This is a genomic window from Nitratireductor thuwali (genome assembly GCF_036621415.1).
Lineage (GTDB): Bacteria > Pseudomonadota > Alphaproteobacteria > Rhizobiales > Rhizobiaceae > Chelativorans > Chelativorans thuwali.
Genome location: NZ_CP030941.1, coordinates 163,225 through 188,925, shown reverse-complemented (window position 1 = coordinate 188,925; position 25,701 = coordinate 163,225). Strand labels below are relative to the sequence as shown.

The 25,701-nt window shown below is 64.5% G+C and carries 23 protein-coding genes, 1 pseudogene and 1 riboswitch; of the genes and pseudogenes, 6 read left to right on the top strand and 18 right to left on the bottom strand.

The genetic code is table 11. From position 1 onward, the window contains the following. Positions 1-18 precede the first annotated feature (18 nt). The 10 genes and pseudogenes from thiD to NTH_RS00840 all read right to left on the bottom strand — a co-directional run bounded on the left by thiD (position 19) and on the right by NTH_RS00840 (position 8,089). Positions 19-776: pseudogene (gene thiD / locus NTH_RS00885) on the bottom strand (bifunctional hydroxymethylpyrimidine kinase/phosphomethylpyrimidine kinase). After that, a complete protein-coding gene (locus NTH_RS00880) occupies positions 773-1,378 on the bottom strand; it encodes a thiamine phosphate synthase (protein WP_338528233.1) in 606 nt (201 codons plus the stop codon). Before NTH_RS00880 ends, thiD begins: the two are co-directional and overlap by 4 nt. Further along, positions 1,375-2,148, bottom strand: a complete 774-nt coding sequence (locus NTH_RS00875) for a thiazole synthase (protein ID WP_338528232.1) — start codon at positions 2,146-2,148, stop codon at positions 1,375-1,377. The genes NTH_RS00880 and NTH_RS00875 overlap by 4 nt, the downstream gene beginning before the upstream one ends. Before the next feature lie 3 nt (positions 2,149-2,151). Continuing rightward, positions 2,152-2,349: a sulfur carrier protein ThiS gene (gene thiS / locus NTH_RS00870; RefSeq protein ID WP_338528231.1), complete on the bottom strand. Its 198-nt coding sequence runs from the start codon at positions 2,347-2,349 to the stop codon at positions 2,152-2,154. Next, a complete protein-coding gene (gene thiO, locus NTH_RS00865; protein WP_338528230.1) occupies positions 2,333-3,331 on the bottom strand; it encodes a glycine oxidase ThiO in 999 nt (332 codons plus the stop codon). Before thiO ends, thiS begins: the two co-directional genes overlap by 17 nt. 3 nt (positions 3,332-3,334) lie before the next feature. Next, on the bottom strand, positions 3,335-5,185 hold the full coding sequence (gene thiC / locus NTH_RS00860; RefSeq protein ID WP_338528229.1) for a phosphomethylpyrimidine synthase ThiC: 1,851 nt from the start codon (positions 5,183-5,185) through the stop codon (positions 3,335-3,337). A 118-nt stretch (positions 5,186-5,303) separates the two neighbouring features. Then, positions 5,304-5,422: riboswitch (TPP riboswitch) on the bottom strand. A gap of 152 nt (positions 5,423-5,574) precedes the next feature. After that, positions 5,575-5,721 (bottom strand): hypothetical protein, encoded by a 147-nt coding sequence (locus NTH_RS00855; protein WP_338528228.1) that lies wholly within the window; start codon positions 5,719-5,721, stop codon positions 5,575-5,577. Positions 5,722-5,767: 46 nt separating this feature from the next. Continuing rightward, complete coding sequence (locus NTH_RS00850) at positions 5,768-5,965, bottom strand: hypothetical protein (protein WP_338528227.1); 198 nt, start codon at positions 5,963-5,965, stop codon at positions 5,768-5,770. A gap of 125 nt (positions 5,966-6,090) precedes the next feature. Further along, positions 6,091-7,725: a chaperonin GroEL gene (gene groL / locus NTH_RS00845; RefSeq protein WP_338528226.1), complete on the bottom strand. Its 1,635-nt coding sequence runs from the start codon at positions 7,723-7,725 to the stop codon at positions 6,091-6,093. Positions 7,726-7,774: 49 nt separating this feature from the next. After that, positions 7,775-8,089 (bottom strand): co-chaperone GroES, encoded by a 315-nt coding sequence (locus NTH_RS00840; RefSeq protein WP_338528225.1) that lies wholly within the window; start codon positions 8,087-8,089, stop codon positions 7,775-7,777. A gap of 249 nt (positions 8,090-8,338) precedes the next feature. Here NTH_RS00840 and NTH_RS00835 point away from each other — a divergent pair, with 249 nt between their 5' ends. The 6 genes from NTH_RS00835 to NTH_RS00810 all read left to right on the top strand — a co-directional run bounded on the left by NTH_RS00835 (position 8,339) and on the right by NTH_RS00810 (position 15,350). Beyond that, positions 8,339-9,247: a LysR family transcriptional regulator gene (locus NTH_RS00835; RefSeq protein ID WP_338528224.1), complete on the top strand. Its 909-nt coding sequence runs from the start codon at positions 8,339-8,341 to the stop codon at positions 9,245-9,247. 173 nt (positions 9,248-9,420) lie between these two features. Then, complete coding sequence (locus NTH_RS00830; RefSeq protein WP_338528223.1) at positions 9,421-10,416, top strand: tripartite tricarboxylate transporter substrate binding protein; 996 nt, start codon at positions 9,421-9,423, stop codon at positions 10,414-10,416. Between the two features lie 69 nt (positions 10,417-10,485). After that, on the top strand, positions 10,486-10,980 hold the full coding sequence (locus NTH_RS00825; protein WP_338528222.1) for a tripartite tricarboxylate transporter TctB family protein: 495 nt from the start codon (positions 10,486-10,488) through the stop codon (positions 10,978-10,980). Then, complete coding sequence (locus NTH_RS00820; protein WP_338528221.1) at positions 10,981-12,489, top strand: tripartite tricarboxylate transporter permease; 1,509 nt, start codon at positions 10,981-10,983, stop codon at positions 12,487-12,489. A gap of 135 nt (positions 12,490-12,624) precedes the next feature. Beyond that, a complete protein-coding gene (locus NTH_RS00815; protein ID WP_338528220.1) occupies positions 12,625-14,517 on the top strand; it encodes a bifunctional sugar phosphate isomerase/epimerase/4-hydroxyphenylpyruvate dioxygenase family protein in 1,893 nt (630 codons plus the stop codon). 125 nt (positions 14,518-14,642) lie between these two features. After that, a complete protein-coding gene (locus NTH_RS00810; RefSeq protein ID WP_338528219.1) occupies positions 14,643-15,350 on the top strand; it encodes a TVP38/TMEM64 family protein in 708 nt (235 codons plus the stop codon). Between the two features lie 22 nt (positions 15,351-15,372). Here the strand turns inward: NTH_RS00810 and NTH_RS00805 are convergent, their stop codons facing one another. The 8 genes from NTH_RS00805 to NTH_RS00770 all read right to left on the bottom strand — a co-directional run bounded on the left by NTH_RS00805 (position 15,373) and on the right by NTH_RS00770 (position 25,593). Further along, positions 15,373-16,719 carry a dihydrolipoyl dehydrogenase family protein gene (locus NTH_RS00805; protein ID WP_338528218.1) on the bottom strand — a complete coding sequence of 449 codons (1,347 nt, stop codon included), beginning with the start codon at positions 16,717-16,719 and terminating at the stop codon, positions 15,373-15,375. Between the two features lie 18 nt (positions 16,720-16,737). Continuing rightward, positions 16,738-17,517 (bottom strand): SDR family NAD(P)-dependent oxidoreductase, encoded by a 780-nt coding sequence (locus tag NTH_RS00800; RefSeq protein ID WP_338528217.1) that lies wholly within the window; start codon positions 17,515-17,517, stop codon positions 16,738-16,740. Between the two features lie 25 nt (positions 17,518-17,542). Beyond that, positions 17,543-19,264 (bottom strand): glycoside hydrolase family 15 protein, encoded by a 1,722-nt coding sequence (locus NTH_RS00795; RefSeq protein WP_338528216.1) that lies wholly within the window; start codon positions 19,262-19,264, stop codon positions 17,543-17,545. Between the two features lie 75 nt (positions 19,265-19,339). Next, positions 19,340-20,092, bottom strand: coding sequence for a DUF427 domain-containing protein (locus NTH_RS00790; RefSeq protein WP_338528215.1), 753 nt, complete (start codon positions 20,090-20,092; stop codon positions 19,340-19,342). Then, positions 20,061-20,549: a hypothetical protein gene (locus NTH_RS00785; RefSeq protein WP_338528214.1), complete on the bottom strand. Its 489-nt coding sequence runs from the start codon at positions 20,547-20,549 to the stop codon at positions 20,061-20,063. Before NTH_RS00785 ends, NTH_RS00790 begins: the two co-directional genes overlap by 32 nt. 261 nt (positions 20,550-20,810) lie before the next feature. Continuing rightward, positions 20,811-22,319 carry a SpoVR family protein gene (locus NTH_RS00780; protein ID WP_338528213.1) on the bottom strand — a complete coding sequence of 503 codons (1,509 nt, stop codon included), beginning with the start codon at positions 22,317-22,319 and terminating at the stop codon, positions 20,811-20,813. Further along, on the bottom strand, positions 22,312-23,634 hold the full coding sequence (locus NTH_RS00775; RefSeq protein ID WP_338528212.1) for a YeaH/YhbH family protein: 1,323 nt from the start codon (positions 23,632-23,634) through the stop codon (positions 22,312-22,314). The genes NTH_RS00780 and NTH_RS00775 overlap by 8 nt, the downstream gene beginning before the upstream one ends. A gap of 24 nt (positions 23,635-23,658) precedes the next feature. Further along, positions 23,659-25,593 carry a PrkA family serine protein kinase gene (locus NTH_RS00770; RefSeq protein WP_338528211.1) on the bottom strand — a complete coding sequence of 645 codons (1,935 nt, stop codon included), beginning with the start codon at positions 25,591-25,593 and terminating at the stop codon, positions 23,659-23,661. Positions 25,594-25,701 lie beyond the last annotated feature (108 nt).

The window sequence follows — 25,701 nt, the reverse complement described above, 5'->3', positions numbered from 1 at the left end:
GATCAGCAGGTCCCGACCTTAGAACGGAAGATGGCGCCGCGCCAGCCGCTCCAGCACCATCGCCTTCGCCTCCCCGATGCTTGCTTCCATCGGCTCGCCCCGCGCCAGACAGGCGGCTATGGCGCTGGACAGCATGCAGCCGGTGCCGCGCAGGGAGCCGGCGATGCGGGGCGCCTCGAAGCGGCGCGCCGCCTGTTCCCGCCGCAGCAGGATATCCGTTGCGCGGGTTCCGCTCATATGGCCGCCCTTGGCCAGCACTCCGGCGCATCCGGTGTCCAGAACGGCGCGCGCCTGCCGCTCCATCGCGGCTTCGTCGCCGGCGGGAGCTTCGTTGGTCAGAATGGCGAGTTCCACAAGGTTCGGCGTTACCAGGATGCATAGCGGCATCAGTTGCCGGCGCATGAGGTCCACCGCATCGCGGGGAGGAGGGCCCGGCCCGAGGAGGCGGCGATGACGGGATCGAGAACCACCGGCACGGCAGCGTGGTCACGCAGGACGGCGGCGACCGCCTCCACCGCGCCGCCCGCGCCAAGCATGCCAATCTTGATCGCGGCGACGTCGTTGGCGGCAAGCGCAGCGCGCATCTGGGCGGCGACATTCTCGGGTGCGACGCGCTCGATACGCTCGACCCGCTCATGGGTCTGGACGGTCACCGCCGTTACGGCAAGGCATGAGCGCAGGCCGCATGCGGCGACGGTCTCGATGTCGCGGGCGATGCCGGCGCCGCCGGAGGAGTCGGAGCCGGCGACGATCAGCACATGGCGATCGCCCTTCATCGCCATGGCGCGGTCGCCGTCAGCCATTGCCGGGTGCGCCGTTCCGGATCGGCGCTGAGCGTGATGTCGGTGACGACGGCGGCGCAGTCGGCGCCGTGCTCGAAGACGCCCGGAAGCCGCTCAGGCGTCAGGCCGCCGATGGCCACCAGAGGCAGAGGCGAAACGCGCGCCTTCCACTCGGCGATGCGCGGCAGGCCTTGCGGCGCCCATTTCATCTTTTTCAGGATGGTCGGGTAGATGGGACCGAGCGCGATGTAATCAGGCTCGGCGGCCAGCGCGGTCTCGAGCTCGGCATGGTCATGGGTGCTCAGCCCCAGCTTCACCCCGGCCCTGCCTATCGCCGTCCGGTCGGCTTCCGCGAGGTCTTCCTGGCCCAGATGCACGAAGTCGCAGGCTTCTTCGATGGCGATGCGCCAGTAGTCGTTGACGACGAGCTGGCAATGGTGGGCCGAACAGATGTCGCGGGCGCGGCGGATTTCGCGGCGCAGCGCGTCCCCGGGGGCGTCCTTGACGCGCAGCTGCACGAATTTGACGCCGAGCGGCACGAGACGCTCGATCCAGGCCGCGCTGTCCACGATCAGGTAGAACGGGTCGAGCTTCATGTCAGCACCGCCTTGCCGAAAATAGGCGTGGAGGGAACCGCCATGTCGCGCGGCTCCAGCAGGCCGGCCTCGTGCGCGGCGTGGCCGGCATCCACGGCATCCGCGAAGGCCGAGGCCATGCGGACGGGGTCGCCGGCCTTGGCAACCGCCGTGTTGAGCAGAACGGCATCGTAGCCGAGTTCCATGACGATTGCCGCATGGGAGGGACGGCCGAGCCCCGCATCGACGATGAGCGGCGTGTCCGGAAAATAGCCGCGCAGGGAGCGCAGCGCGTCGGGATTCGAGGGCCCGCGCGCCGAGCCTATGGGCGCGCACCAGGGCATCAGCACCCGGCAGCCGGCCTCCAGCAGGCGCTCGGCGACGATGAGATCGTCGGTCGTATAGGGAAAGACCTCGAAGCCCTCGTCGGACAGGATGCGCGCGGCCTCGACCAGCCCGAAGACGTCCGGTTGCAGTGTGTCGGGATTGCCGATCACTTCGAGCTTGATCCAGTTCGTTGCGAACAGCTCGCGCGCCATCCGCGCTGTGGTGACGGCTTCCTTGACCGAGTGGCATCCGGCGGTGTTGGGCAGCACGTCGACGTTCAGCGAGCGGATCAGCGACCAGAACCCGCCGCCGCTTCCCGCGCCCGCCGTCTCGCGGCGCAGGGAAACGGTGACGATTTCCGTCCGGCTCGCCCGGATGGCTTCCGCCATGATCGCGGGCGAGGGATATTGGGCGGTGCCGAGCAGCAGCCGCGAGGACAGCGTCTTTCCGTAGAGCTCCAGCATCGTTCAGCCTCCCTGCATGGGAGAAAGAATTTCGATGCGGTCGCCTTCGTCGAGGCGGCACTCGGAGCGCAGGTCCCGAGGCACGATTTCGCCGTTGCGGGCGGTGGCGAGCCAGTCGCCCCGGTAGTCGAGTTCCACGAGCAAGCCCGCCAGCGTGGCCGCCGAGACTTCTTTCTTTTCGCCGTTAATCGTGAGCTGCATGGAGAAATTCCTCCTTCCCGGCAGGATCGTGCGCCATCCTCATCATTGTCGCCGCCGCGCGTCTGGCCATCGCCGGGGCCAGAAGGAAGCCGTGACGGTAAAGCCCGTTGATGCGGATGGTCCGTCCATCCATTTGAACGCGCGGCAGATTGTCGGCGTAGGCGGGGCGTACGCCGCTTGCCGTTTCCACCACTTCGGCCTCGCCGAAGGCGGGGTGCAGCCCGCAGGCGGCGGCGAGCAGCTCCATCATGGAGCGGGCGGTCACTGGTCCCGAGGCATCGCTTTCCAGCATGGTGGCGCCGACCATGAAGCGGTGGCCGGCGCGCGGCACGACATAGACGGGGAAGCGGGGATGGAGCAGCCTTACGGGACGCGACAGCGCGATTTCAGGCGCGTGCAGGATCAGCATCTCGCCGCGCACGCCGCGCAGGCCTGCCTGCGGCGAGGCCATGCCCGTGCAGTCGGCCACGAAATCAGCGTCTTCCGCAGGATCAGGCCCGGCATCGAAGCGGAACGCAACGCCCGTTGCGGCAAGCTTCCGGTGAAGCGCCTCCAGCGCCCGGCGCGGATCGAGATGGGCTTCGCGGGCGAAGAACAGGCCACGGCGGAAGCGTCCGGCAAGGTCCGGTTCAAGCTCGCCCACCTGGTCGCCATCCAGCCATGAACAGCCGCTGGTGCGCTGGGCGAAGCGGGACAACTCGCCCGCATCGCGCGGCTGGGCCAGCACCAGCGTTCCCTTGCGTTCGACATGGCCGGGCAGGGCTTCGTCCCACCAATCGGCGGCCGAAGCGCCGAGCGCGATCACATCCTCTTCCGCGCTCTCCCGCTCGCACCATGGCGCCAGCATGCCGCCGGCCTGCCACGAGGCGCTGCCGGCAAGGCCGGGCCGCGTCTCCGTCACGACCACGTCCATGGTGCGAGCGGCAAGCTCATGGGCGAGCGTGAGGCCGGCAACGCCGGCCCCCTTGACCAGCACTTTCATGGCTCAAGCGCCGCCTTCGCCGGCTGCTTCCACCTCATCGGCGGGCATGTAAAGGTCGCCGCCCTGGCGGTAACGCTCCGCCATCTTCTCCATGCCCTCCTGCTTCCCCTTTTGCTGGGCCGCATCGCGGATCTCATGGGAAATCCGCATGGAGCAGAATTTGGGGCCACACATGGAGCAGAAATGCGCCACCTTGTGCGCCTCCTTCGGCAGGGTCTCGTCGTGGAAGTCGCGTGCGGTCTCCGGGTCGAGCGACAGGTTGAACTGATCCTCCCAGCGGAACTCGAAGCGCGCCCGCGAGAGGGCGTCGTCCCTGATCTTCGCCGCCGGATGCCCCTTGGCAAGGTCGGAGGCGTGGGCGGCGATCTTGTAGGTGATGACGCCGGTCTTCACGTCGTCACGGTCGGGCAGGCCCAGATGCTCCTTGGGCGTGACGTAGCAGAGCATGGCCGTGCCGAACCAGCCGATCATCGCCGCACCGATGGCCGAAGTGATGTGGTCGTAGCCGGGCGCGATGTCAGTGGTGAGCGGGCCGAGCGTATAGAATGGAGCCTCGCCGCAAATCTCGAGCTGCTTGTCCATGTTCTCCTTGATCTTGTGCATGGGAACATGGCCCGGCCCCTCGATCATCACCTGGCAGTCCTTCGCCCAGGCGATCTTGGTCAGCTCTCCCAGCGTTTCGAGCTCAGCGAACTGGGCGGCGTCGTTGGCGTCGGCAATCGAGCCCGGCCGCAGCCCGTCGCCCAGCGAGAAGGAAACGTCATAGGCGCGGCAGATGTCGCAGATCTCCTCGAAATGCTCGTAGAGGAAGCTTTCCTTGTGGTGGGCGAGGCACCATTTGGCCATGATGGAGCCGCCGCGCGAGACGATGCCGGTCACGCGGTCGACGGTGAGCGGGATATAGTGCAGGCGCACGCCGGCATGGATGGTGAAGTAGTCGACGCCCTGTTCGGCCTGCTCGATCAGCGTATCGCGGTAGATTTCCCAGGTGAGCGCCTCGGGCGTGCCGTTCACCTTTTCCAGCGCCTGGTAGATGGGGACGGTACCGATCGGAACGGGCGAATTGCGGATGATCCATTCGCGGATATTGTGGATGTTGCGGCCGGTGGAAAGGTCCATCACCGTGTCGGCGCCCCAGCGCGTCGCCCAGACCATCTTCTCCACCTCTTCGGCCATCGAGGAGGTGACGGCGGAATTGCCGATATTGGCGTTGATCTTGGTCAGGAAATTGCGGCCGATGATCATCGGCTCCGTTTCCGGGTGGTTGATGTTTGCCGGGATGATGGCGCGGCCGCGCGCGATCTCGTCGCGCACGAATTCCGGCGTGACGAAATCGGGCACCGCCGCGCCGAAGCTCTCGCCGTCGCGCGCGAGGGCGTGTTTCGCCTGGGCCCGGCCAAGGTTTTCGCGGATGGCGACGAATTCCATCTCCGGCGTGACGATGCCGGCGCGGGCATAGGCGATCTGTGTCACCGCCTTGCCGTCCTTGGCCCTCAGCGGCCTGCGCAGGGCGGGAAATTCCGGTGTCAGCCGGTCGCCGGTGACGAAGCCGTTGTCGGCGGGAGCCACCGCGCGGCCGTCATAGGTTTCCACGTCGCCGCGCGCCTTGATCCAGGCTTCGCGGGTGCGTGGCAGGCCCTTGTCGATCTCGATCGAGACGTCCGGATCGGTGTAGGGACCGGAGGAATCGTAGACGGTGACGGGCGGTTCGCCGGCGCTGGGATGCACGGCGATCTCGCGCAGCGGCACGCGCAGCCCATCGTGAAGCGCGCCGGGCTTATAGACTTTCCTTGAAGCGGGCAGGGGGCCGGTGGTGACTTCGACCGCGGCCTTTTCTCGTGTCCGAACATCCATGACGAGGCTCCTTTGCGTTGTTGCAATGGAGACCCAGTTCGTCGCCGGAAGGATGAGAATGGGACCTTGTTACCGTCTGCGTTCCGGAAAACCTTGTCATTTCCGTCGAAGCGATGCCGCAAGGACCTTCGCACCATCCCTACGCCAGTATGAACTGGATCAGGTTCAACGGGTCACTGCGCTGCATTCGCGCCAGCAGTATCTCAGCCCCTTGTCGGGACCCCCCTGGTGAAATGTGAGGATGGGCCCCGGCGCACGTCCGTGTCAAGGCCGGATAAGAATTGCCGCGGGCAAAACGTGTCCGCGGCAATGTCCGCCCCTATGGTCGTGGCGGCAGTTTCGACGCCGGTTTGGTCATGCCGGCGGCGAGGAAGGCGTGGAGCACGTTCTCAGGTCTTCTTGGCTTTCCCGAAGGAGACGTTGCTGCTGCTAGCCTGCTTGACCTGCGAACCGGCCAATGCCGCCACCTTTGGCGCGGCCTTGTCCTGCTTCGGTTTTCTGATCTCGCGGCTGCTGCGTTTTTGTCCTTTGGCCATTTTCTATTTCCTTTGAGAGGGGCAGCCCCAGGGGCTGGCGGCGACCTTATATTTCTTCGAGATTGTCTTCTGTGGTCATGCGTTCGTAACGTTCGGTTTCGTTGCGAATGCGGTATTGGGGCGAGTTTTCGCGCGCCGGCGGCAGGGTCGCCGTGATGCGATAGGTCTCGGCCGCGGCAGGCAAGGCGCCAAAGCCTCCGTTCATACGGACGAGCTGGCCGACGGCAAAACGATGGGTCATCATGATTGTCACCTTATCCTCCGCCGCAGGGCGGTTTGCGGGGCACCTGGCCCCAGCGGCCGCTGATTGTCCCGCGGCGGTCAAATTTGTCCGAGTCCCGCCGTTTCCGGCGGGACTTGCGACCGTTTTCAGTAGCCCATGCCGCCCATACCGCCGGCGCCCGAGACCGCGGGCGCGTCCTTCTGCGGCATATCGGCGACCATCGCCTCCGTGGTGACCAGCAGCGCGGCGATGGAGCCCGCATCCTGCAGGGCCGTGCGGACGACCTTTGCCGGATCGACGATGCCTGCCTTGATCATGTCGACGTAAAGTTCCGTCTGCGCGTTGAAGCCCATATTGGGATCCTTCGCTTCCAGGAGCTTGCCGACGACGATGGAGCCTTCGACGCCGGCATTGGCGGATATCTGCCGGATCGGCGCTTCGAGCGCCCGCAGGACGATCGAGATGCCGGCGGTCATGTCGGCGTTCGCCCCCGCAAGGCCCGCCAGAGCTGCCTTGGCGCGCAACAGCGCAACGCCGCCGCCAGGCACGATGCCTTCCTCGACCGCCGCGCGGGTGGCGTTCAGCGCGTCGTCGATGCGGTCCTTCTTTTCCTTGACCTCGGTCTCGGTCGCGCCGCCGACGCGGATGACGGCAACGCCGCCGGCCAGCTTGGCAAGCCGCTCCTGCAGCTTTTCCTTGTCGTAGTCCGAGGTGGTTTCCTCGATCTGACCCTTGATCTGCTGGATACGTGCCGAGATGTCGGCCTTTCCGCCGGCGCCATCCACGATCGTCGTCGTGTCCTTCTCGATCAGAACGCGCTTGGCCCGGCCCAGCATGTCGAGCGTGACGTTCTCGAGCTTGATGCCGAGATCCTCGGAAACCATCTGGCCGGCCGTCAGCACGGCGATGTCCTCGAGCATGGCCTTGCGGCGGTCGCCGAAGCCAGGCGCCTTGACGGCGGCGACCTTCAGCCCCCCGCGCAGCTTGTTGACGACGAGCGTTGCGAGCGCTTCGCCTTCGACGTCTTCGGAGATGATCAGCAGCGGCTTGCCCGTCTGGACGACGGCTTCGAGGATCGGCAGCATCGCCTGCAGATTGCCGAGCTTCTTCTCGTGAATGAGGATGTAGACGTCCTCGAGCTCGGCGCGCATCTTCTCCGCATTGGTGACGAAATAGGGCGACAGGTAGCCGCGGTCGAACTGCATGCCTTCGACGACTTCCAGCTCGGTCTCGGCGGTCTTGGCCTCTTCGACCGTGATCACGCCCTCATTGCCGACCTTTTCCATCGCCTTGGCGATCATCTCGCCTACCGTGGCATCGCCATTGGCGGCGATGGTGCCGACCTGCGCGATCTCGCCGGAGGATTTGACTTTGCTGGCGCGGGCCTCGATGTCCTTGACCACGGCTGCGACCGCAAGATCGATGCCGCGCTTCAGGTCCATCGGGTTCATGCCGGCGGCCACCAGCCTGGTGCCTTCGCGAAAGATGGAGGCGGCGAGCACAGTCGCAGTGGTGGTGCCGTCGCCGGCGAGGTCGTTGGTCTTGGAGGCCACTTCGCGCACCATCTGGGCGCCCATGTTCTCGAACTTGTCGTCAAGCTCGATCTCCTTGGCGACGGTGACGCCGTCCTTGGTGATGCGCGGCGCGCCATAGGCCTTGTTGATCAAGACATTGCGGCCCTTGGGGCCGAGCGTCACCTTGACTGCGTTGTTGAGGAGCTCGACGCCGCGCAGCATGCGGTCGCGCGCGTCGGCACCGAATTTGATTTCCTTGGAAGACATAAGATTTCGATCCGTTCGTTCTTGAAACTGAGTGTAGGAAATCGCCCGGTCAGGCGGCCTTTTCGGCTGCAGCCGTGGGCTCGACGATGCCCATGATGTCGGATTCCTTCATGATCAGCAGGTCGTCGCCGCCGATCTTGATCTCGGTGCCGGACCATTTGCCGAAGAGAACCGCATCGCCCGCCTTCACATCGAGCGGGACGAGCTTGCCGCCTTCGTCGCGGAGCCCCGGGCCGACGGCGACCACTTTGCCTTCCTGTGGCTTTTCCCTTGCATTGTCGGGAATGATGATCCCGCCTTTGGATTTGTCATTGCCTTCGGCGCGCCGAAGGACGACGCGGTCGTGGAGGGGCCGGAATTTCATGGAGTGTTCTTTCTGCGGCCGCGTATGGGAGCATGTAGGGGCCACGTCTGTCATATAGAGGATTTGGCAGTCGAATGATAGGAGTGCCAGAAATAAATCGGCCGGGCCGGCTGCCATCTTCAGCTTGTGCCGCGGCGCCTTGTGCCCTCAATATGCGCCGCGCTGGCCGGTGGCGCTTCTGCCCGTGCCGAGGGGCAGCCTGGCGACGCTGCACATCGGGCAACTCCTGCCAGGAAAAGAGGTCGGGACATGCTGACGCTACGCCAGATTGAAGTCGTCCGTGCGGTCATGGTTGCCGGCAGCATCGCCGGGGCGGCGCGGCTGCTCAACGTCGCCCAGCCCGGCGTCAGCCGGTCGATGAAGCACCTTGAAGATCTGCTCGGGATCAAGCTCTTCATCCGAAAGGGCGGCCGCTATGTGCCGTCGCCGGAAGCGGTCCACGTCTTCGAGCAGTTGCAGGAGGTGCACAAGAAGATCGAGGACCTGCAATTCACCATCAGGCAGCTCGAGCGCGGGCGCGGGGTGGAACTTTCCTTCGGCTCCGTGCCGAGCATTGCCAATGTGATGGTCCCGCGGGCGATCGCCGCCATCAAGCGGCGCTATCCGGACATCCGCATCGACATCGACATTCTCAAGATCGAGGACGCCATCGACTACCTGATGCTGGGACGAGGCGAGTTCGTCGCGATGAGCTACCGCTTCGATCATCCCTCCATTCTGTTCGAACCGCTGGCCAGGGGCCACCTGGTGGTCATCGTCGCGCCGAACCATCCCCTTGCCGCGCGGGAGGTGGTCACACCGGCCGAGATCGCCAGTTGTCCGCTGATCGGAATCGATCCCAACGATCCGTATGGCGGGATCATGGCGAGTATCTTTGCGCGCGAGGATCTCGACTACGACATCGCCATTCGCGCCCGGTTCGGCACCACGGTGCTTGCCCTGATCAAGGAGGATCTGGGGGTGGCCGTCGTCGACACGTTCACGGTCGCCGACATCGCCCGGTCCGACATCGCGGTCGTGCCAATCGCCGGGCCGACAGAATTCCAGACCTACATTGCCCGACGCAGCGACGTGGCGTTGTCCAGCTTCGCCGAAACCCTGATCGACAAGTTGCGCCATATCATGGAAGAGACCACCGCGCGGGGCGCCAAACTATAGCGTCAGGTTATGGCTCGTCGAATAATTGGTAATTGCGTTATCTTCGCAACGCCGTCATCCTGCCCTGGCTGGGCTTGGAGGGGCCGCATCTGCACCTTGATGGATGCCTGACAAGGTCCCCTCCGTATTATATGCCGGTGGGTGCGGCAGATGGTGCCGCCAAGGGAGGAAACATGATTCGCAAGATGATCCGGGCAACATCTGCCCTATTGATGATGACTGCCATCTCGGCCGCGCAGGAATTTCCGGAGCGCGAGCTTCTGGGCGTGGTGATGTGGGGCGCGGGCGGCGCTACCGACACGGTCGCGCGCGCGGTCAACCCCGCGGCAGAGCAGGCGCTCGGCACGTCGATCGTCGTGCTCAACAAATCCGGCGGCGCCGGCGCGATCTCGACGGCCTATGTGAACGCGGCGCCCGCCGACGGCTATACGTTCCTCTACGGCGCCGAGAACCCGCAGCTCCATCCGGTGCTGGGTGTGTCGAGCCTCGACTATTCGAGCTTCTATCCGGTCAACATCCTGGGCCGCGGCGTTGCCGTCATCGTGGTGCCGGAGGAATCCAAGTACCAGACGATGGAAGAGCTGCTGGCCGACATCAAGGCCAATCCGGGCCAGGTGAAGATGGGCTCTACAGGCCCCGGGGGCCTGCCGAGCACGATCAGCGCGCTGATCAAGAACGCGGTCGAATTCGAGGTGACCGCTATCCCGTTCGACGGCGAAGGCCCGGGACTGACGGCCATGCTCGGCGGGGAAGTGGACTTCATGCCTTCGGGCATCTCGGCCGCTGCCGAAAACATCAAAGCCGGCAAGATGCGGGCGCTGGCGGTGGTGGATACGGCGCCCGTCGACACCTTGCCCGACGTGCCGGCGATCACGGATGCCGTGCCGGACATGGCGAAGTTCCTGCCCTGGGGCCCGTTCTACGGCGTCTTCGTGAGGAAGGACACGCCCGACGACGTGAAGGCCAAGCTGGAAGAGGCCTTCAAGACCGCCGCAACCAGCGAGGAATTCACCACGCTGATGGCCAATCGCGGCAACATCGTCATGAACATCTCCGGCGCGGAAGCCGAGGCGTTCCTGAAGAAATGGCAACAGGTGACCGTCTGGGCGCTGCAGGACACGGGCGCCGCCAAGGTCAATCCCGAGACGCTCGGCATTCCGCGGCCGTGATCCGATCCCGCTGCCGGTCCGCGGGAAGCCCCCGGACCGGCAGCCTCGGATGCTCCGGAGGAAGAATCCATGCCACCCAAACCTGACCTCAGGCCCGGAGAAGCAATCTTCGCGCTGCTCGTTACGATCTTCGGCCTTGCCGCTTTCTGGCAGGCCTACGGGATTTCGGGGTTCAGCGGCCTGGCCACGCCGGGCGTCTTTCCCCTGCTTGCAGCCGGCACGATGGTGATGGCGGGCCTTTTCATCCTTGCAGATGCAATCCGCCGGCATGGACCTCGCGCCGGCGGCGCGGCCGCTCCGGTGCGCTTCCTGCGCGAGGTGATGCCCGTGCGCCACGTCATCGTGATCGGGCTTGTCCTCGTCTACCTGGTGCTGCTACCAGCGCTCGGTTTCGTCGTCGGTTCCGGGCTGTTCCTCTTCGCCGCCTTTCAGTATCTCTGGCGCAAGAACCTGCTCGTGACCGCCGCCCTTACGATCGGCGCGCTGGGCGGAATCCATTTCGTCTTCCGGACGGTGTTCCAGGTCGTGCTGCCCCAGGGCTCGCTTTTCGGGGGACTGATCTGAATGCCCGAGGCGCTCGGAAATTTCGCGATCGTATGGCTCGACCCCTGGCTGCTGTTCCTGACGGCGGCGGGGACGCTGGCCGGCATCTATGTGGGGGCCATACCCGGCCTTTCGGTGACGATGGCCGCCTCGATCCTGATCTCCTTCACCTTCAAATGGCCGGTCAACGACGCGCTGGCACTGATTGCCGGGGTCTTCGTCGGCGGGGTCTATGGCGGATCGCGCACCGCCATCCTGCTCAACATACCCGGCGCGCCGAGCGCCATCGCCACGGCGCTCGAAGGCTATCCCATGGCCAAACGCGGCGAGGCCGGCGAAGCGATCGGCCTGACGACGGTGATGTCGGTGTTCGGCGGATTTGTCGGCATATTGGCGCTGGCCACCATAGCCCCGGCGATCTCCAGCTTCGCCCTCAAGTTCCAGTCGCGCGACTACCTGCTGCTCGGCCTGATCGGCATTCTTCTGGTGGGAACCCTCTCCGGCGAGAGCTTCGCAAAGGGGGTGTTCGCCGGCGCCCTTGGCGTCCTTATCGGCATGGTCGGGCTCGACCCGATGACGGCGGAAGGCCGCTTCACTTTCGGCACGATCACGCTCATGGGCGGCATCCCCTATGTCGCCGCGATGATCGGCTTCTTCGGCGTCGCCGAGGCGCTGGTCCAGCTTCACACGCTCGACGTGCCGGCAATCAAGCAGAAGATCGACCGGATCGTGCCGCGCTTCTCCGACATCAAGCGGTATTTCTGGCTGGCGATTCGGGCCTCCGGCATCGGCACGATCATCGGCGCCCTGCCGGGCACCGGGGGCGATATCGCGGCCCTGCTCGCCTACGACCATGCCAAGCGGACGACGAAGAACCCAAAGGTACCGTTCGGCGAAGGCGCCAAGGAGGGCCTGGTGGCGCCGGAGACGGCGAACAACGCGGCCGTGGGCGGCGCTTTCATCCCAATGCTGACGCTCGGAATCCCCGGCGACGCCGTGACAGCCGTCATCATAGGAGCGCTGTTCATCCACGGGCTCAAGCCCGGACCGCTGCTTCTGACGGAAACGCCCCATCTGTTCTGGTTCATGGTGGGGAGCCTGACGCTCGCCAATCTGTTCCTGCTGGTATTCGGCCTGACCGGCATCAAGGTGTTCACCAAGATCGTGGAATGCCCGAAGGCCATCCTTATCCCGCTGATCATCGTCCTGTCGGCGGTCGGCACCTATGCAATCCAGAACAACCCGGTCGACATCTACTGGATGCTGCTCTTCGGCGTCGTCGGGTATTTCATGAAAACCTACGGCTTTCCCGTGGGGCCCGTCATTCTGGGCGTAATCCTCGGGCCGATGATGGATGCGAACTACCGCAGGGCGATGATCGGCGCGCGCGGCGACGTGGGAACCTTCCTCTGGGATTTCCTGTCGCATCCGATCTCGCTGGTCCTGACCGTCGCATTTCTCACGATGCTGGTGTCGCAAACGCCGCTGTGGCGTTTCGCCCGCTCTCGCCTGCGGCATCAAAATGCCTGAGAAGCCGAAACCTGCGGGCAGTCCGGCCGGGCGGCAGGGGCATATTGCCGGAACAAGAGCGGGCGACAGCGCGCCTTGCAGATGCGCCGCCGGGGCCACGGCGGCAGACGACGCAGCACCGGAGCACATGACCAGATGAAGACTTCCATCGCGACGGTATCGATCAGCGGAGATCTGCGGGAGAAGCTTGCAGCCATCGCGGCCGCCGGTTTCGACGGGGTCGAAATATTCGAGAACGATTTTCTCGCCTTCGACGGTTCACCCGCCGACGTCGGCAAAATGGTGCGCGACCAGGGGCTGGAGATCACGCTCTTCCAGCCCTTCCGCGATTTCGAGGGCATGCCGGAGCCGCAGCGCAGCCGCACCTTCGACCGGGCGGAGCGCAAGTTCGACCTGATGGCCCAACTCGGCACGGACCTGATGCTCGTCTGTTCCAACGTCTCGCCACTGGCGCTCGGCGGCATCGACCGTGCGGCAGCCGATTTCCGCGAGCTGGGGGAACGGGCGGCCAAGCGCGGCCTGCGCGTCGGTTTCGAGGCGCTCGCCTGGGGCAAGCATGTCAGCGACCACCGCGACGCGTGGGAGATCGTGCGCCGCGCCGATCATCCCAGCATCGGGTTGATCCTCGATTCCTTCCACACGCTTGCCCGCCAGATCGACCCCGACACGATCCGCTCCATTCCCGGCGACAAGATATTCATGGTCCAACTCGCCGACGCGCCGAAAATCGAGATGGACCTGCTGTACTGGAGCCGGCATTTCCGCAACATGCCGGGCGAGGGCGACCTGCCGGTGACCGCCTTCATGCGCGCAGTGGCCGCGACCGGCTACTCGGGCATGCTGTCGCTCGAGATATTCAACGACCAGTTCCGCGGCGGCTCGCCGAAGACGGTGGCCGTCGACGGCCATCGCTCGCTGATCTATCTGATGGACCGGGTGAAGCGCCGCGAGCCAGGCATCGCCGTCAGCGTGCCCGACATGCCGGACCGGATCGCGGCGCACGGCGTGGAGTTCGTGGAATTCACCGCGGACGAGGAAGGGGCCGCTCAGCTTGCCGTTCTGCTGAAGGCGATGGGCTTTCGCGAGGCCGGCCGCCATAAGTCGAAGAAGGTGGCGCTGTTCAGGCAAGGCGGCATCAATCTCGTTATCAACACCGAGAGGGAAGGCTTCGCACGTTCCGCCTATCTCGTCCACGGCACATCGGCCTATGCGCTCGGCCTGAAGGTCGACGATGTCGGGCCCACGGTCGCGCGGGCGCGGGCACTGGGCGCGGAGACATTCGAACAAGCGCCGGGACCCGGAGAGCTCACCGTCCCGGCCATCCGCGGGGTCGGCGGCGGCATCATCTATTTCATCGACGGCCAATCGAACCTCGGCAAGATTTGGGAGATCGAGTTCGATCCGGTCGGGGTGGAACCTGACGGCATGGCGGTCGGGCTTACGGCAGTCGACCATGTTGCCCAGACGGTCGCTTACGAGGAGATGCTGAGCTGGGTTCTCTTCTACACGTCCATTTTCCGCACCGAAAAGAAACCGATGGTCGACATCGTCGATTCGGCGGGTCTTGTGCGCAGCCAAGCAGTTGCAAATGAGGACGGCACGCTGAGGCTGACGCTGAACGGGGCGGAGAACCGGCGCACGCTGGCCGGCCATTTCATCGCCGAGAGCTTCGGGTCGGGCATTCAGCATCTGGCCTTCGCCACGAGCGACATCTTCGCGACCGCCGCCGCGCTGAGGCAGAGCGGTCTTGAGCCGCTGGAGATCTCCCGCAACTACTATGACGATCTCGAGGCGCGCTTCGGGCTCGAGCCGCATCTGGCCGACCGGTTGCGCGCGGAGAATATTCTCTACGATCGGGACGGCGCGGGCGAATATTTCCAGATCTACAGCCCGACATTCGGCGAGGGCTTCTTTTTCGAGATCGTCGAGCGCCGCGGCGGCTACAACGGCTATGGCGGCCCCAACGCGCCATTCCGCATTGCCGCACAAAAGCGCCGCATGCGGCCTGAGGGAATGCCGAAGGTCTAGGGTCAGGACATCTGCTTGCCGGGCAGCTATATTCAGAAGCTCCACGAGCGCATAAGGAACGTGGACTGTGTCTCACCGGCAGGAACCAGGCGAGGACCGGCATGCGGCCAGGGCGCCGATAGCGGATGAACGGGCAGAGACCACCGGCGCAGGATCGCCGGGACGGATCGCCGTGGCTCAAGATCGCGATCGGGATCGCAATCGTTCTCGCATTGGCAGGGCTGTACTGGTGGCTCTGGCGGTCCGGCGCGCTGGAGATTCTCGGCGACGAGCAGGCGCTGCGGGGGCAGGTCCGGCGGTTCGGCATGTGGGGACCGCTGGCGGTCATCGTGATGGTCGCCGGGGCAATCGTCCTGAGTCCGATCCCCAGCGGCCCCATCGCGATGGTGGCCGGCGCCGTCTACGGGCCCGTGCTGGGCACGATCTACGTCGTGGCGGGCGCAGTGGCAGGGGCCATCGCCGCCTTCTGGATCGCCCGGATCTTCGGTTATGAAGTCGTGCGACGCTGGTCGAGGGTCGAACCGCTCCTCGACCAGCTCCGCAAGGACCGGTCGCAGAACTGGCTGATGGCGGCCGTCTTCGCTTCCCGGCTCGTTCCCATTTCCTTCGATGCCATCAGCTATGCAGCGGGGCTGACGCCGCTCGCCTTCTGGCGGTTTGCGATCGCGACGCTCGTCGGGGTCATCCCGATCAGCTTTCTGCTCGCCTATTTCGGTGAGGAGTTCATCACCGCCGATCCGGCGCGCATGATGATCATCGCTCTCATCGTCGGCGGCATCACGCTCGTGCCCGTCGGACTCAAGCTCCTGTGGGACCGGTATCGAACCCGCTAGTTCAGTTCATTTCGGCTCAAGGTCACACCATATAGCTCATGTCCGAGGCGCCGGTGGGATAGGCGAACATGGTCGCCTTCAACTGCTCCGCCGTGAGACCGTGGCGGATCGCCAGGGCAAAAACATTGATCACCTCGTCGGCATGCGGTCCGACCAGGTGGGCGCCGAGGATGTGATCCGTCCCCTCATCGGCAATCACCTTGAACCCGTAGGTGGGTTCGGCCGCCTGGCGCGCCGTGAACCAGTCGGACGCCTTTTGCGCTTTCACGCGGATTTTGAGCCCTTTCCGGCGCGCTTCGGCTTCGCTCAGCCCCACAGCCGCGATGGGCGGGATCGTAAAAGCCACGCTCGGTACGCCGCTATAGTCCGGCTTGTGGCGGTTGCCTTCCAGAAGGTTGGCCGCCACCACCTTCGCGTCGTGGCTCGACACCGGCGTCAGCGGCGGCCCCATCTGCGCGGCATCGCCTGCCGCATAGACCGCCGGGTTCGAAACGCTCTGCAGATATTCGTTGAGCTGCAAGCGGCCATCCTTCACCGCGACGTTCGCGGCGTCCGGATCGAGGCTGCCGAGAGCCGGCACCCGGCCCGCCGCATGCACGACCAAGTCCGCCTCGACGTCAATCCGTCGCCCGTCGGACGAGGCTTTCACCCGGTATCCGTCCGCTTCCTTTTCGATCGCTTCGACGACCGTGCCGGTGCGCACATCGATTCCAAACGTCTCGAACTTTTCCATGAGCCAGTCGACCAGTTCCGGCTCGAAATGCTTGAGCATGCGCTTTCCGCGCTGCAGGACCGTCACCTGTGCACCCGCGCGCGCCGCTATATGCGAGAACTCGGCGGCGATATAGCCGCCGCCGACCAGCGCGATCCGGCGGGGAAGGGCTTCCAGCTCGAGGAACCGTTCATTGTCGATCAGATGCTCCTCGCCCGGAATGCCGAGCTTCATGGGCTCGGCGCCCGAGGCGATCAGGATGTGATCGGCTTGGAGTGCCTCGCCGTCGACCTCCAGCATATTGCGGCCGGTGAAGCGCGCTTGCCCGTGAAAGGTGTCGATGCCCTTGTCGGCAAACGCCTCTTCGCGGTTCCCCGGCACCGGGTCCGTGAAGCTGCGCTTGAAGGCGATCAGATCCGGCCAGTCGATGCGCGTGTCGCCGGCAACGCCCTTGCCGTGCATACGAACGGCGTGGTCGGCCGCCATGGCGCCGGCTACCAGCATCTTCTTCGGATCGCAGCCGCGTAGCGGGCATGTGCCGCCAAAGGGGCGGAAATCGACGACGGCGACGCTCCGGCCAGCGCCGCGCACGCGCATCGCCGCGACCGTCGCCGCCGTTCCGGTGCCGATAATGACGAGGTCGTATCGCTTGGCCATCTCCGAACTCCCCCTATCTCAGGCGCCCTGGCCGAGATTCATCATCAGCCCGCCGTCGAGCGTGAAGGTCTGGCCGCTGGCATAGTCGGCATCTTCGGAGGCGAGGTAGACCGCCAGATGGGCGATCTCCCAAGGCTCGGCGGCGCGTTTCCAGGGAATGCTCTGGACCTGCTTCTCGTAAACCTTGCGGTCTTCCACCGCCGGCTGGTTCATCGGCGTCATCACCATGCCCGGCGCGATGTTGTTGACGTTGATGCGGTCGGGCGCAAGCTCCAGGCACAGCGTGCGGGTGAGATTGCGCAGGCCGCCTTTGGCGCAGTCGTAGCCGGCCGAGCCGATGCGCGGAATGTCCTGATGCACGGAGGTGACGTTTACGATCTTGCCCTTGCCGCCGGCGGCCCGCCGCATACGGATGAAGTGCTGGCAGCAATAGAAGGGGCCGTAGAGATTGGTCTTGATCTCCCGGTCCCAGTCTTCCGGCGGCATGTCGGCCACCTGCTTGCCGGTGGAATCGATGCCGGCATTGTTGACCAGGACGAAGGGGGTGCCGAGCTTGTCCTCCGTCTCCCGGAAGACGCGCTCCACCTGCGCCGGGTCGCGCTGGTCGCACTGGACGACGAGGGCGCGCCGGCCCGCCGCCTCCACCTGGCCACGCGTCTCCTGCGCGCCCTTTTCATCGTGGAAATAGGTGATCGTCACGTCGGCGCCTTCTTCCGCGAAGGCCTTGGCCGTGGCCTGGCCAATGCCCGAATCCGAGCCGGTAACGATGGCGACCCTGTCCTTCAGCTTGTCGGTCATGATCTTCTCCTTGGATGGTTGGGCGTCATGGGTCGAGAGCGGCCTTGAGGTCGATCACGGCGCCGATGAAGGCGGAATGGACGAATGCCTGGGGAAAGTTTCCGAGCATGCGTCCGGCCTCCGGGTCTCCTTCCTCCGCAAACAGCCCGAGATCGTTGGCGCAGGCGAGGGCGGCATCCAGGATGCCCCGGGCACGCTCCACCTCACCGCGCATGATCCAATACTGGGCGACCCAGAAAGTGCCCGCCAGGAAAGCGCCTTCCTTGCGGGAATCGGAGCATTCCAGGCGACGCCAGTAGAGCAAACCGTTCCACGACCACTCGTGTTCCAGTGCCGCCATGGTCGCCAGCATCTCCGGCGTGTCTGGCGCGGTATAGGCCCAGACGGGAAACAGCGCGGCCGAAACGTCGACCTCCTCGCTGCCGGCATAGACCGCGTAGGCGCCCCTCGACGTCAGGCAATTCTCCGCCACGAAAGCGCGGATGTCCCGCACGGCCGCCCGCCAGCGCGCGGCTTGCTCCGGATCCGGCGAGAAGCCGGCGAGCGAATCGAGCCCGCAGGCGGCGACCACCTTTCCGGCGGTATATTGGCGCGTGACCGGCTCTTCCCAGATGCCGTGGTCGGGCTCGTGCCAGTGCGCGGCCAGGAAATCGGCGATGGCGGCAACCGTGTCCCAGTGTGGCCTCCGCTCCGTCCGCTGGTAGATGAGCTTGGCCGCAAGCAGCACATTGGCGAAGGCATCGAGCTGCAACTGGTCGCGGGCATCGTTGCCGATGCGCACCGGGCGGCTTTCCAGATGCCCGGCCAGGTCGAGAAGCTGCTCCGGCGGCGCCTTTTCATAGTCGAGCGTGGTGAAGACGGGCACCGGGTAATGCCTGGAGCTGCCGCGCGAGGAGCAGATGAAATCGAGATAGCGCTCGCCCTCGGTAAGATCGCCGCCCAGCCGCGCGAGGGCGCTGACGATCATGCCAGCATCCCGCAGCCAGACATAGCGGTAGTCCCAGTTGGCGCTGCCGCCGGCAATTTCGGGGAGCGAGGCGGTGGCGGCGGCGACGATGCCGCCCGTCTTCTCGTGCGTCAGGAGCCTGAGCGCCCGCAGGGAGGCCGAGACCTCGCGTTCATAGGGACCCGAATAGGAGGCGCCGGAGAACAGCCGGCGCCAATGCTCGACCGTGGCGGAGAGCCAACCCTCGATCCCGGCGCGATCGGGCCGGGGAAGTTCGCCGCCGGCAAGGACGGCCCAGCCCTCACGGCCTTGCGGCACCGTGAACCCGATCGCGCCGCCGTCGATGCTCAGCGGACACGAGGTGTAGAGGCGATGCCTTCCGTCGGTTATGGCCACGGCCCCGGCGATCTCGAAGGTCGCCGGATTGCCGCCATAGTTCGGCCGCGGCTCGAGGACGAACCGCATGTCGCGGGGAGGGGCGGAGAAAAGACGGCAGACGAGCCCTTCCGGCGCGTCCGGACCGGCGGGCATGAAGTCGGTGATGGTCCACTCGCCGCCAGGCACCGCCAGGACGGTCTGCAGGACGGCGCTGTCGTCGACATAGGCGCGGCGAAGGGGCCGGGCTTCGGCGACATCGAGCCGCCAGGATCCGCCTCCCGGATCAAGCAGCGAGGCGAAAAGGCTTGGGCTGTCGAACCGGCCCGGGCAGTACCACAGTATATCGCCCCGCCGGTTGAGCAGGGCGACCGTGCGCCGGTCGCCGATCATGGCCAGGTCGCGTATGGCGTCGTCGCTTTCCATCTCGGACAGCTCCGCTTCTCCTCTTGTCTCGCCGGAGCACCGGCCCTTCACCGGAAGAGCGGTCTGCGCAACGCCTCAGGCGATGTCTTCCCGCAGTCCCTTGCGCGCCACCGAGATCTGCTCGACCTGCTCGGGATAGAAGCAGAAATGGCCCTTGATCCGCGGGCACTCCGGCAGCGGGTTCTCATAGGCCCAGACCGCATTCTCCGCGGCTTCGTCATCGACCTTCAGCGACCAGTATGAGGCCGTGCCCTTATAGGGACAGATCGAGGTCCGCTGCGAAGGCACAAGGAACTCGCTCCGGACATCCCCGGGCGGGATGTAGTAGCGCGTCGGCAGGCCGGTCTCGAACAGGTAGAGGGCGCGGTGGGTGCGGGCGACCGTCTGGCCGGCGAACACCACCTTCACCTCGCGCGAGCTGGGCCGGACGTCGATGCGGTGATACGGGTCGCGGGGATGGCCGAACACCTCCTCGTCCTCCTCGAACCGGCGGTCGAGCCTGTCCCAATAGAATGCGACGTGGCCTTTGATCTGGTCCGATTCCGGGGTCGGGCTCTCATAGCTCCATGCGGCGTTTTCCAGCCGCTTCGTGCCGATCCTCACGTTCCAGTAGGAGGCATCGCCCTTGAACGGACAATGGGTGGCGTGGTCCGTCCGCTCCATCAGGTCGAGGCGCACATCCCTGCGCGGAAAGTAATAGACCGGCATATGGCCTTTCTCCAGCAGGAGCACCGCGTCGACCGAATCCGCAACGGCCTCGTCGCCGACAATGGCGCGGATGCGCTTCGGGCTAGGCTCAAAGCTGAGATGCTGTCTTGTGCCGTTCATCGTGTCTCTCCAGGGGTTCGTAGACCAGGCCGAGCACGAGGCCGAACATGGCGTGCGAGAAGAGGGCGACCCAGCCGCGCGCATCGGCGAACCACGGGAAAACCGCGGTGAAGCCGTAGAAGTTCACCACGTAGATCACCAGTCCGAACACGAGGCCGGCAATCATGGCCGCCATCAGGCCCAGTTCCCACCGGCTGATAATCCACCCGAGAATGATGGCGTAGATGATCGACAGCGGGAAGTGGATCAGCATGGCCACCATCAGCGCCATGGCATCGAACGTATCGGGCGGCGGCAGGATTTCGCGGCCCATGGCCATCGCCGCGATCATGCGGGGCGGCGCCCACATGCTCATCGGCTGGAACATCTGTACGAGAAGCATTTCCAGCATCATGAACACGACACCGGCGACGATGCCGGCCGCTATCGCGGCTTTCCAATCGAGCGTTCTTGTCATGTCATCCTCCGCTGCAGTCCGAGCGGGCGGTGGGCGACTGCGGCATCCGATCCGGGGATTCGATGGCGCGCAATTCCGGACGGGAAACCGGTTTCCACTTTCCGTGGAACTGCTTCTGGCGCCCGGCGCTCGGGATTACCTGTCCATAACAGTGTGCTTGTGAGACTGTTCCTCGATCACGATATCATGATCGAACGGGCCGTACTCCGGCCGTGGTGCCTGGTCTCGCTTGCAAATGCATATGGGCGGCTAGGGCCTGCGTCAGCGGCCCGGTTCCACTTCCTCGAGCGCGACCTTGTATCCCCAGAGCCGCTCGACATGCCTGAGCGTCGCCTCCCTGCTGGAACTGTCCAGCGGCACGCCCTCGCGTCGCGAGGCGCGCAGGTGCAGGCAACGATCCCCCAGAAGGTCGGCGTCGACCACCTGGATGTCCGGTTCCAGGGTGGATATGTCGTGGTTGCTGGCCAGCACGTCCCGCAGATGCCGGTAGCCGCGGGCGTCATGGATGCCGGTCACGGTATAATAGGGGTCGCCGGCATCGTCGGACAGCGCAAACATCCGGAACCGGCGCATCACCGCGGGACTGAGGAACTGCTGGATGAAACTCTCGTCGCGATAGTTCGCCCAGGCGTGCTTCAGCACGTTTCGCCAGTCGCCCTTGCCGGCAATATCGGGAAACCACTCGCGGTCTTCCTCGCCCGGCTCCTCGCAGATGCGGCGTATGTCCTGCATCATGGCAAAGCCCAGCGCATACGGGTTGATGCCGCCGAAACGGGGATCGTCGAAATCCGGCTGGGTCAGCACGTTGGTGTGGTTGTGGAGGATTTCCAGCATCGCCCCATCCGTCAGGCGGCCCTCGGCATGCAGCACATTCAAAATGTAATAGTGCACGAAGCAGGCACAGCCCTCGTTCATGACCTTGGTCTGCTTCTGCGGGTAGAAATACTGGCCGACATTGCGGACGATCCTGAGGATCTCGCGCTGCCAGGACTTGAGGATAGGGCTGTAATGCTCGAGGAAGTAAAGCAGGTTCTCCTCCGGCAGCCGCATTTCCCGCTTGCGTTCCAGCATCGCGGCATCTCTCTCCCGCTCGTGGCCGGGGCGGTTGGGGATCGTGTTCCACAGATAATAGACATTCTGCTCCGCCGCCGCGCGCCGTCTCTGGCGCTGCTCCTCCGCTTCACGCAGGGAATGCTGCCGCGGGCGGCGGTGCCGAAAGATGCCCGACGGCATCAGCGCGTGGGCCGCGTCCAGCACCGCCTCGACTTCGTCCGCACCGTGCTGTTCCTCGCAGCGAGCGATATAGCGGCGTGCATAGTCCAGATAGTCGAGTATGCCTTCGGCGTCGGTCCATTGCTCGAACAGGTGATTGGCCTTGAAGAAGTGGTTATGCCCGAAGGCCGCATGCGCCATCACGAGGGCCTGCAGCGGCATCGTGTTTTCTTCCAGACAGTAGCTGATGCACGGGTCCGAGTTGATGACGATCTCATAGGCAAGGCCTCGCGCTCCCTTGCGATAGAGCCGCTCATGGTGGAGAAAATGCTTGCCGAAGGACCAGTGACGATACATCAGCGGCATGCCGATGGACGAATAGGCATCCAGCATCTGTTCGGAGGAGATGATCTCGATCTGGTTTGGATAGATGTCCAGCCCAAGGTCCTGGCAAGCCACCCGCTCTATGGCGTCGTAGGTCCGCCGCAGCGCATCGAAGTCCCAGTCGACCTGGTCGAACAGCAGCGCGGATTTGGCACGGGAAGCGTGCTCAGCCATGTCTTTCTCCCGCATGTTTCCGGGCGAAGAGTTCGCGGAAAACCGGGTAGATATCGGAAGCGCTGGCGACGCGCTTTCTGGCGAAATTGGGCCAGATTTCCCCTACCTGCCGATAGGCCTGCCATAGCTCCATGCCGCTCGCCTCGCTGTTGATCAGCCGGGCTTCCTCCTCCTCGACAATCTCGATATAGGCGAAATACTGGCAGATCTTCATCAGATCCTGCGACAGGATCGTTGCGCATTTTGGCGAATCGCCGCCGAAATTCTCACCGTCCGAGGCCTGCGCGGCATAGATATTCCATTCCGATGGCGGATAGCGTTCGTCGATGATCTGCTTCATCTTGACGAGCGCGGAACTGACCACGGTGCCGCCTGTCTGGGGGGAGTAGAAAAAGGTCTCCTCGTCCACCTCGCTCGCATCGTGGGTATGGCGGATGAAGACGATGTCCGTCTTCTCGTAGCGGCGGCTCAGGAACAGGTGAAGGAGCACGAAAAAGCGCTTGGCCAGATCCTTCTCCCGCTCTCCCATCGAGGCCGACACGTCCATGAGGCAGAACATCACGGCGTTCGCGTTCGGCTCAGGCTGCTGATCGAAATAGCTGTAGCGCACGTCGAGCGGATCGATATAGGCGATCACCTTGCGCCGCCGCATGAGCTCGTCGCGCTCGGCTCGCAGGGCGAGCAGTTCCTCGCGCTGCTCCCTGGTTGGAGAGGAGATCAGCTCCAGCAAGAGGATCCTGTGCAGCAGTTCCCGCGCCTCATCGTCCTTGGGGCGCTTCAGCCCGATCCTTCTGCCGACCGCATTGCGCATCGTGCGCGCCACATTGATGTTAGACGGCGTCCCGGTGGTGGAATATCCGGCCCGGCGCGGATGCGTTCTGGTGATTTCCTTGAGACTTCGCTTGACCAGGTCCGGAAGTTCGAGATCGTCGAAAAAAAGGTCGAGAAACTCCTCGCGCGACAGCGCGAACAGAAAATCGTCCTCTCCCTCTCCATCCGGTGAGCCGCGCCGTCCGGCGCCGCCAGCTCCACCACGCGGCGGCTTTTCGACCTTGTCCCCGGCCTGAAAGGTCTTGTTGCCGGTAAAGACCTGCTCGCGCCGGCCGCCCTCCGATGCCTGCCGAAAGCTGGGTTCGGCGATGCCGTCGGTGGGAACGGAAACACGCTCGCCGCGGTCCACGTCCGCGATGCCGCGCCGGCGCACCGCTTCGTCCACGGCCTTCTTGACCTGACCGCGCACGCGCTTGAGGAAACGGCGGCGGTTGCCCAGGCTCTTGTCCTTCGGGTTCAGGCGGCGGTCGATGAAATGGGCCATCGTGCGTTCTGCCTCCGAAGGGGGTTACCCTGCCTTGTTCACCCGCATATACCACTCGACCAGCCGCTGCACCTGGCGCTTCGTATAGCCGTGTCCCGTCATGCGCTCGACGAATTCGTGGTGCTTGGCGTCCGTCTTCTTGTCGCGCTTGGCGCCGAAGCTGATCACCGGCAGCAGCTCTTCGACCTGGCCGAACATCCGCTTCTCGATCACCTGGCGCAGCTTTTCGTAGCGGCGCCAGTCGGGATTGTGCCCCTGGTTCTCGGCACGGGCGCGCAATACGAATTTCACCACCTCGTTGCGGAAGTCCTTGGGATTGGCGATGCCGGCCGGCTTCTCGACCTTCTCAAGTTCCTTTTCCAGAACTTCGCGGTCGAAAATCTGTCCGGTGTCGGGATCCTTGTAGTCCTGCTCCTCGATCCAGGCATCGGCATAGGCGATGTAGCGGTCGAACAGGTTCTGGCCGTAGTCGGCGTAGGATTCCAGATACGCCTTCTGAATCTCGTTGCCGATGAACTCGGCATAGCGCGGCGCAAGCTCCGTCTTGAGGAAGTCCAGGTACCGGCTTTGCGTCTCCTCATCGAACTGCTCGCGCCTGACCGCCTGCTCCAGCACGTACAGAAGGTGCACCGGATCGGCGGCGATCTCCTCCGTGTCGTGGTTGAAGGTCTCCGACAGGACCTTGAAGCCGAAGCGGGTGGAGATGCCGGTCATGCCTTCGTCGACGCCGGCGGCATCGCGATATTCCTGCAGCGACTTCGCCTTGGGGTCGGCGTCCTTCAACGTCTCGCCGTCATAGACCCTGAGCTTTGAATAGAGCGTCGAGTTCTCGTGCTCGTGCAGTCGCGTGAGCACGCTGAAGCGCGCCAGAAGCGGCAAGGTTTCCGGCGCGCAGGGAGCCTCCGCCAGCGCGCTCTCGCTCAAGAGCTTCTCATAGATCTCGGCTTCTTCGGTGGCGCGCAGGCAATACGGCACCTTGACGACGCTGATGCGGTCGAGGAAGGCCTCATTGTTCTTGTTGTTCTTGAACTGGTACCACTCGGACTCGTTCGAATGCGCGAGAATGAGTCCCTGATAAGGGAAGGCACCGATATTCTCGGTGCCGACATAGGAGCCCTCCTGGGTCGCCGTCAGGAGCGGATGCAGCACCTTGATCGGCGCCTTGAACATCTCCACGAACTCCATCAGGCCTTGGGTCGTGCGGTTGAGCGCGCCCGAGTAGCTATAGGCATCCGGGTCGTTCTGACTGAAGTGCTCCAGCTTGCGGATATCGAGCTTGCCGACCAGGGAGGAGACGTCCTGGTTGTTCTCGTCGCCCGGCTCGGTCTTGGTCACGCCGATCTGGCGCAGCCGCGAGGGATAGAGCTTGACGATCGAGAACTTGGAGATGTCGCCCTCGAACTCGTCGAGGCGCTTTGCCGCCCACGGCGAAATGAGACCGGTCAGCAGCCGCTTTGGAATATTGTACTTGTCCTGCAGAAGGTCGCCCATCCGATCGGGATTGAACAGGCCGAGCGGGGATTCGAAGACCGGGCTTATCTGATCGCCCGCCTTGAGGACGTAGATCGGCTCCTGCTCCATCAACTGCTTGAGGATCTCGGCCATGGTCGACTTGCCGCCGCCCACCGGCCCCAGCAGGTAGAGGATCTGCTTGCGTTCCTCCAGACCCTGGCTGGCGTGCCGGAAGAAGCCGACGATGCGCTCGATCGTTGCTTCCATCCCGTAAAGGCGCTTGAAGGGAGCGTAGCGCTTGATCGTGCGGTTCATGAATATGCGGCCGAGACGCTGGTCCTGGCTCGTGTCGACGATCTCAGGCTCTCCGATCGCCGCCATCATTCGCTCTGCCGCCGTCGCGCGCATGGAAGGATTGTCTCTGCATCCCAGCAGATAGTCCTGGATGGAAAGCTCCTCCAGATTCCTCTGCCGGTAGTCCTCGGCGAACCGTGTATAGATCTCCATCTTTCGACATCCGTTGCTAGGGCCATTTCGCAGAAGCGGATACTCTAACTCTAAGATGGGGTTCGAATTCGCGCTGGCAATCCGATCTTTCGCTTCTGGAGAATTTTT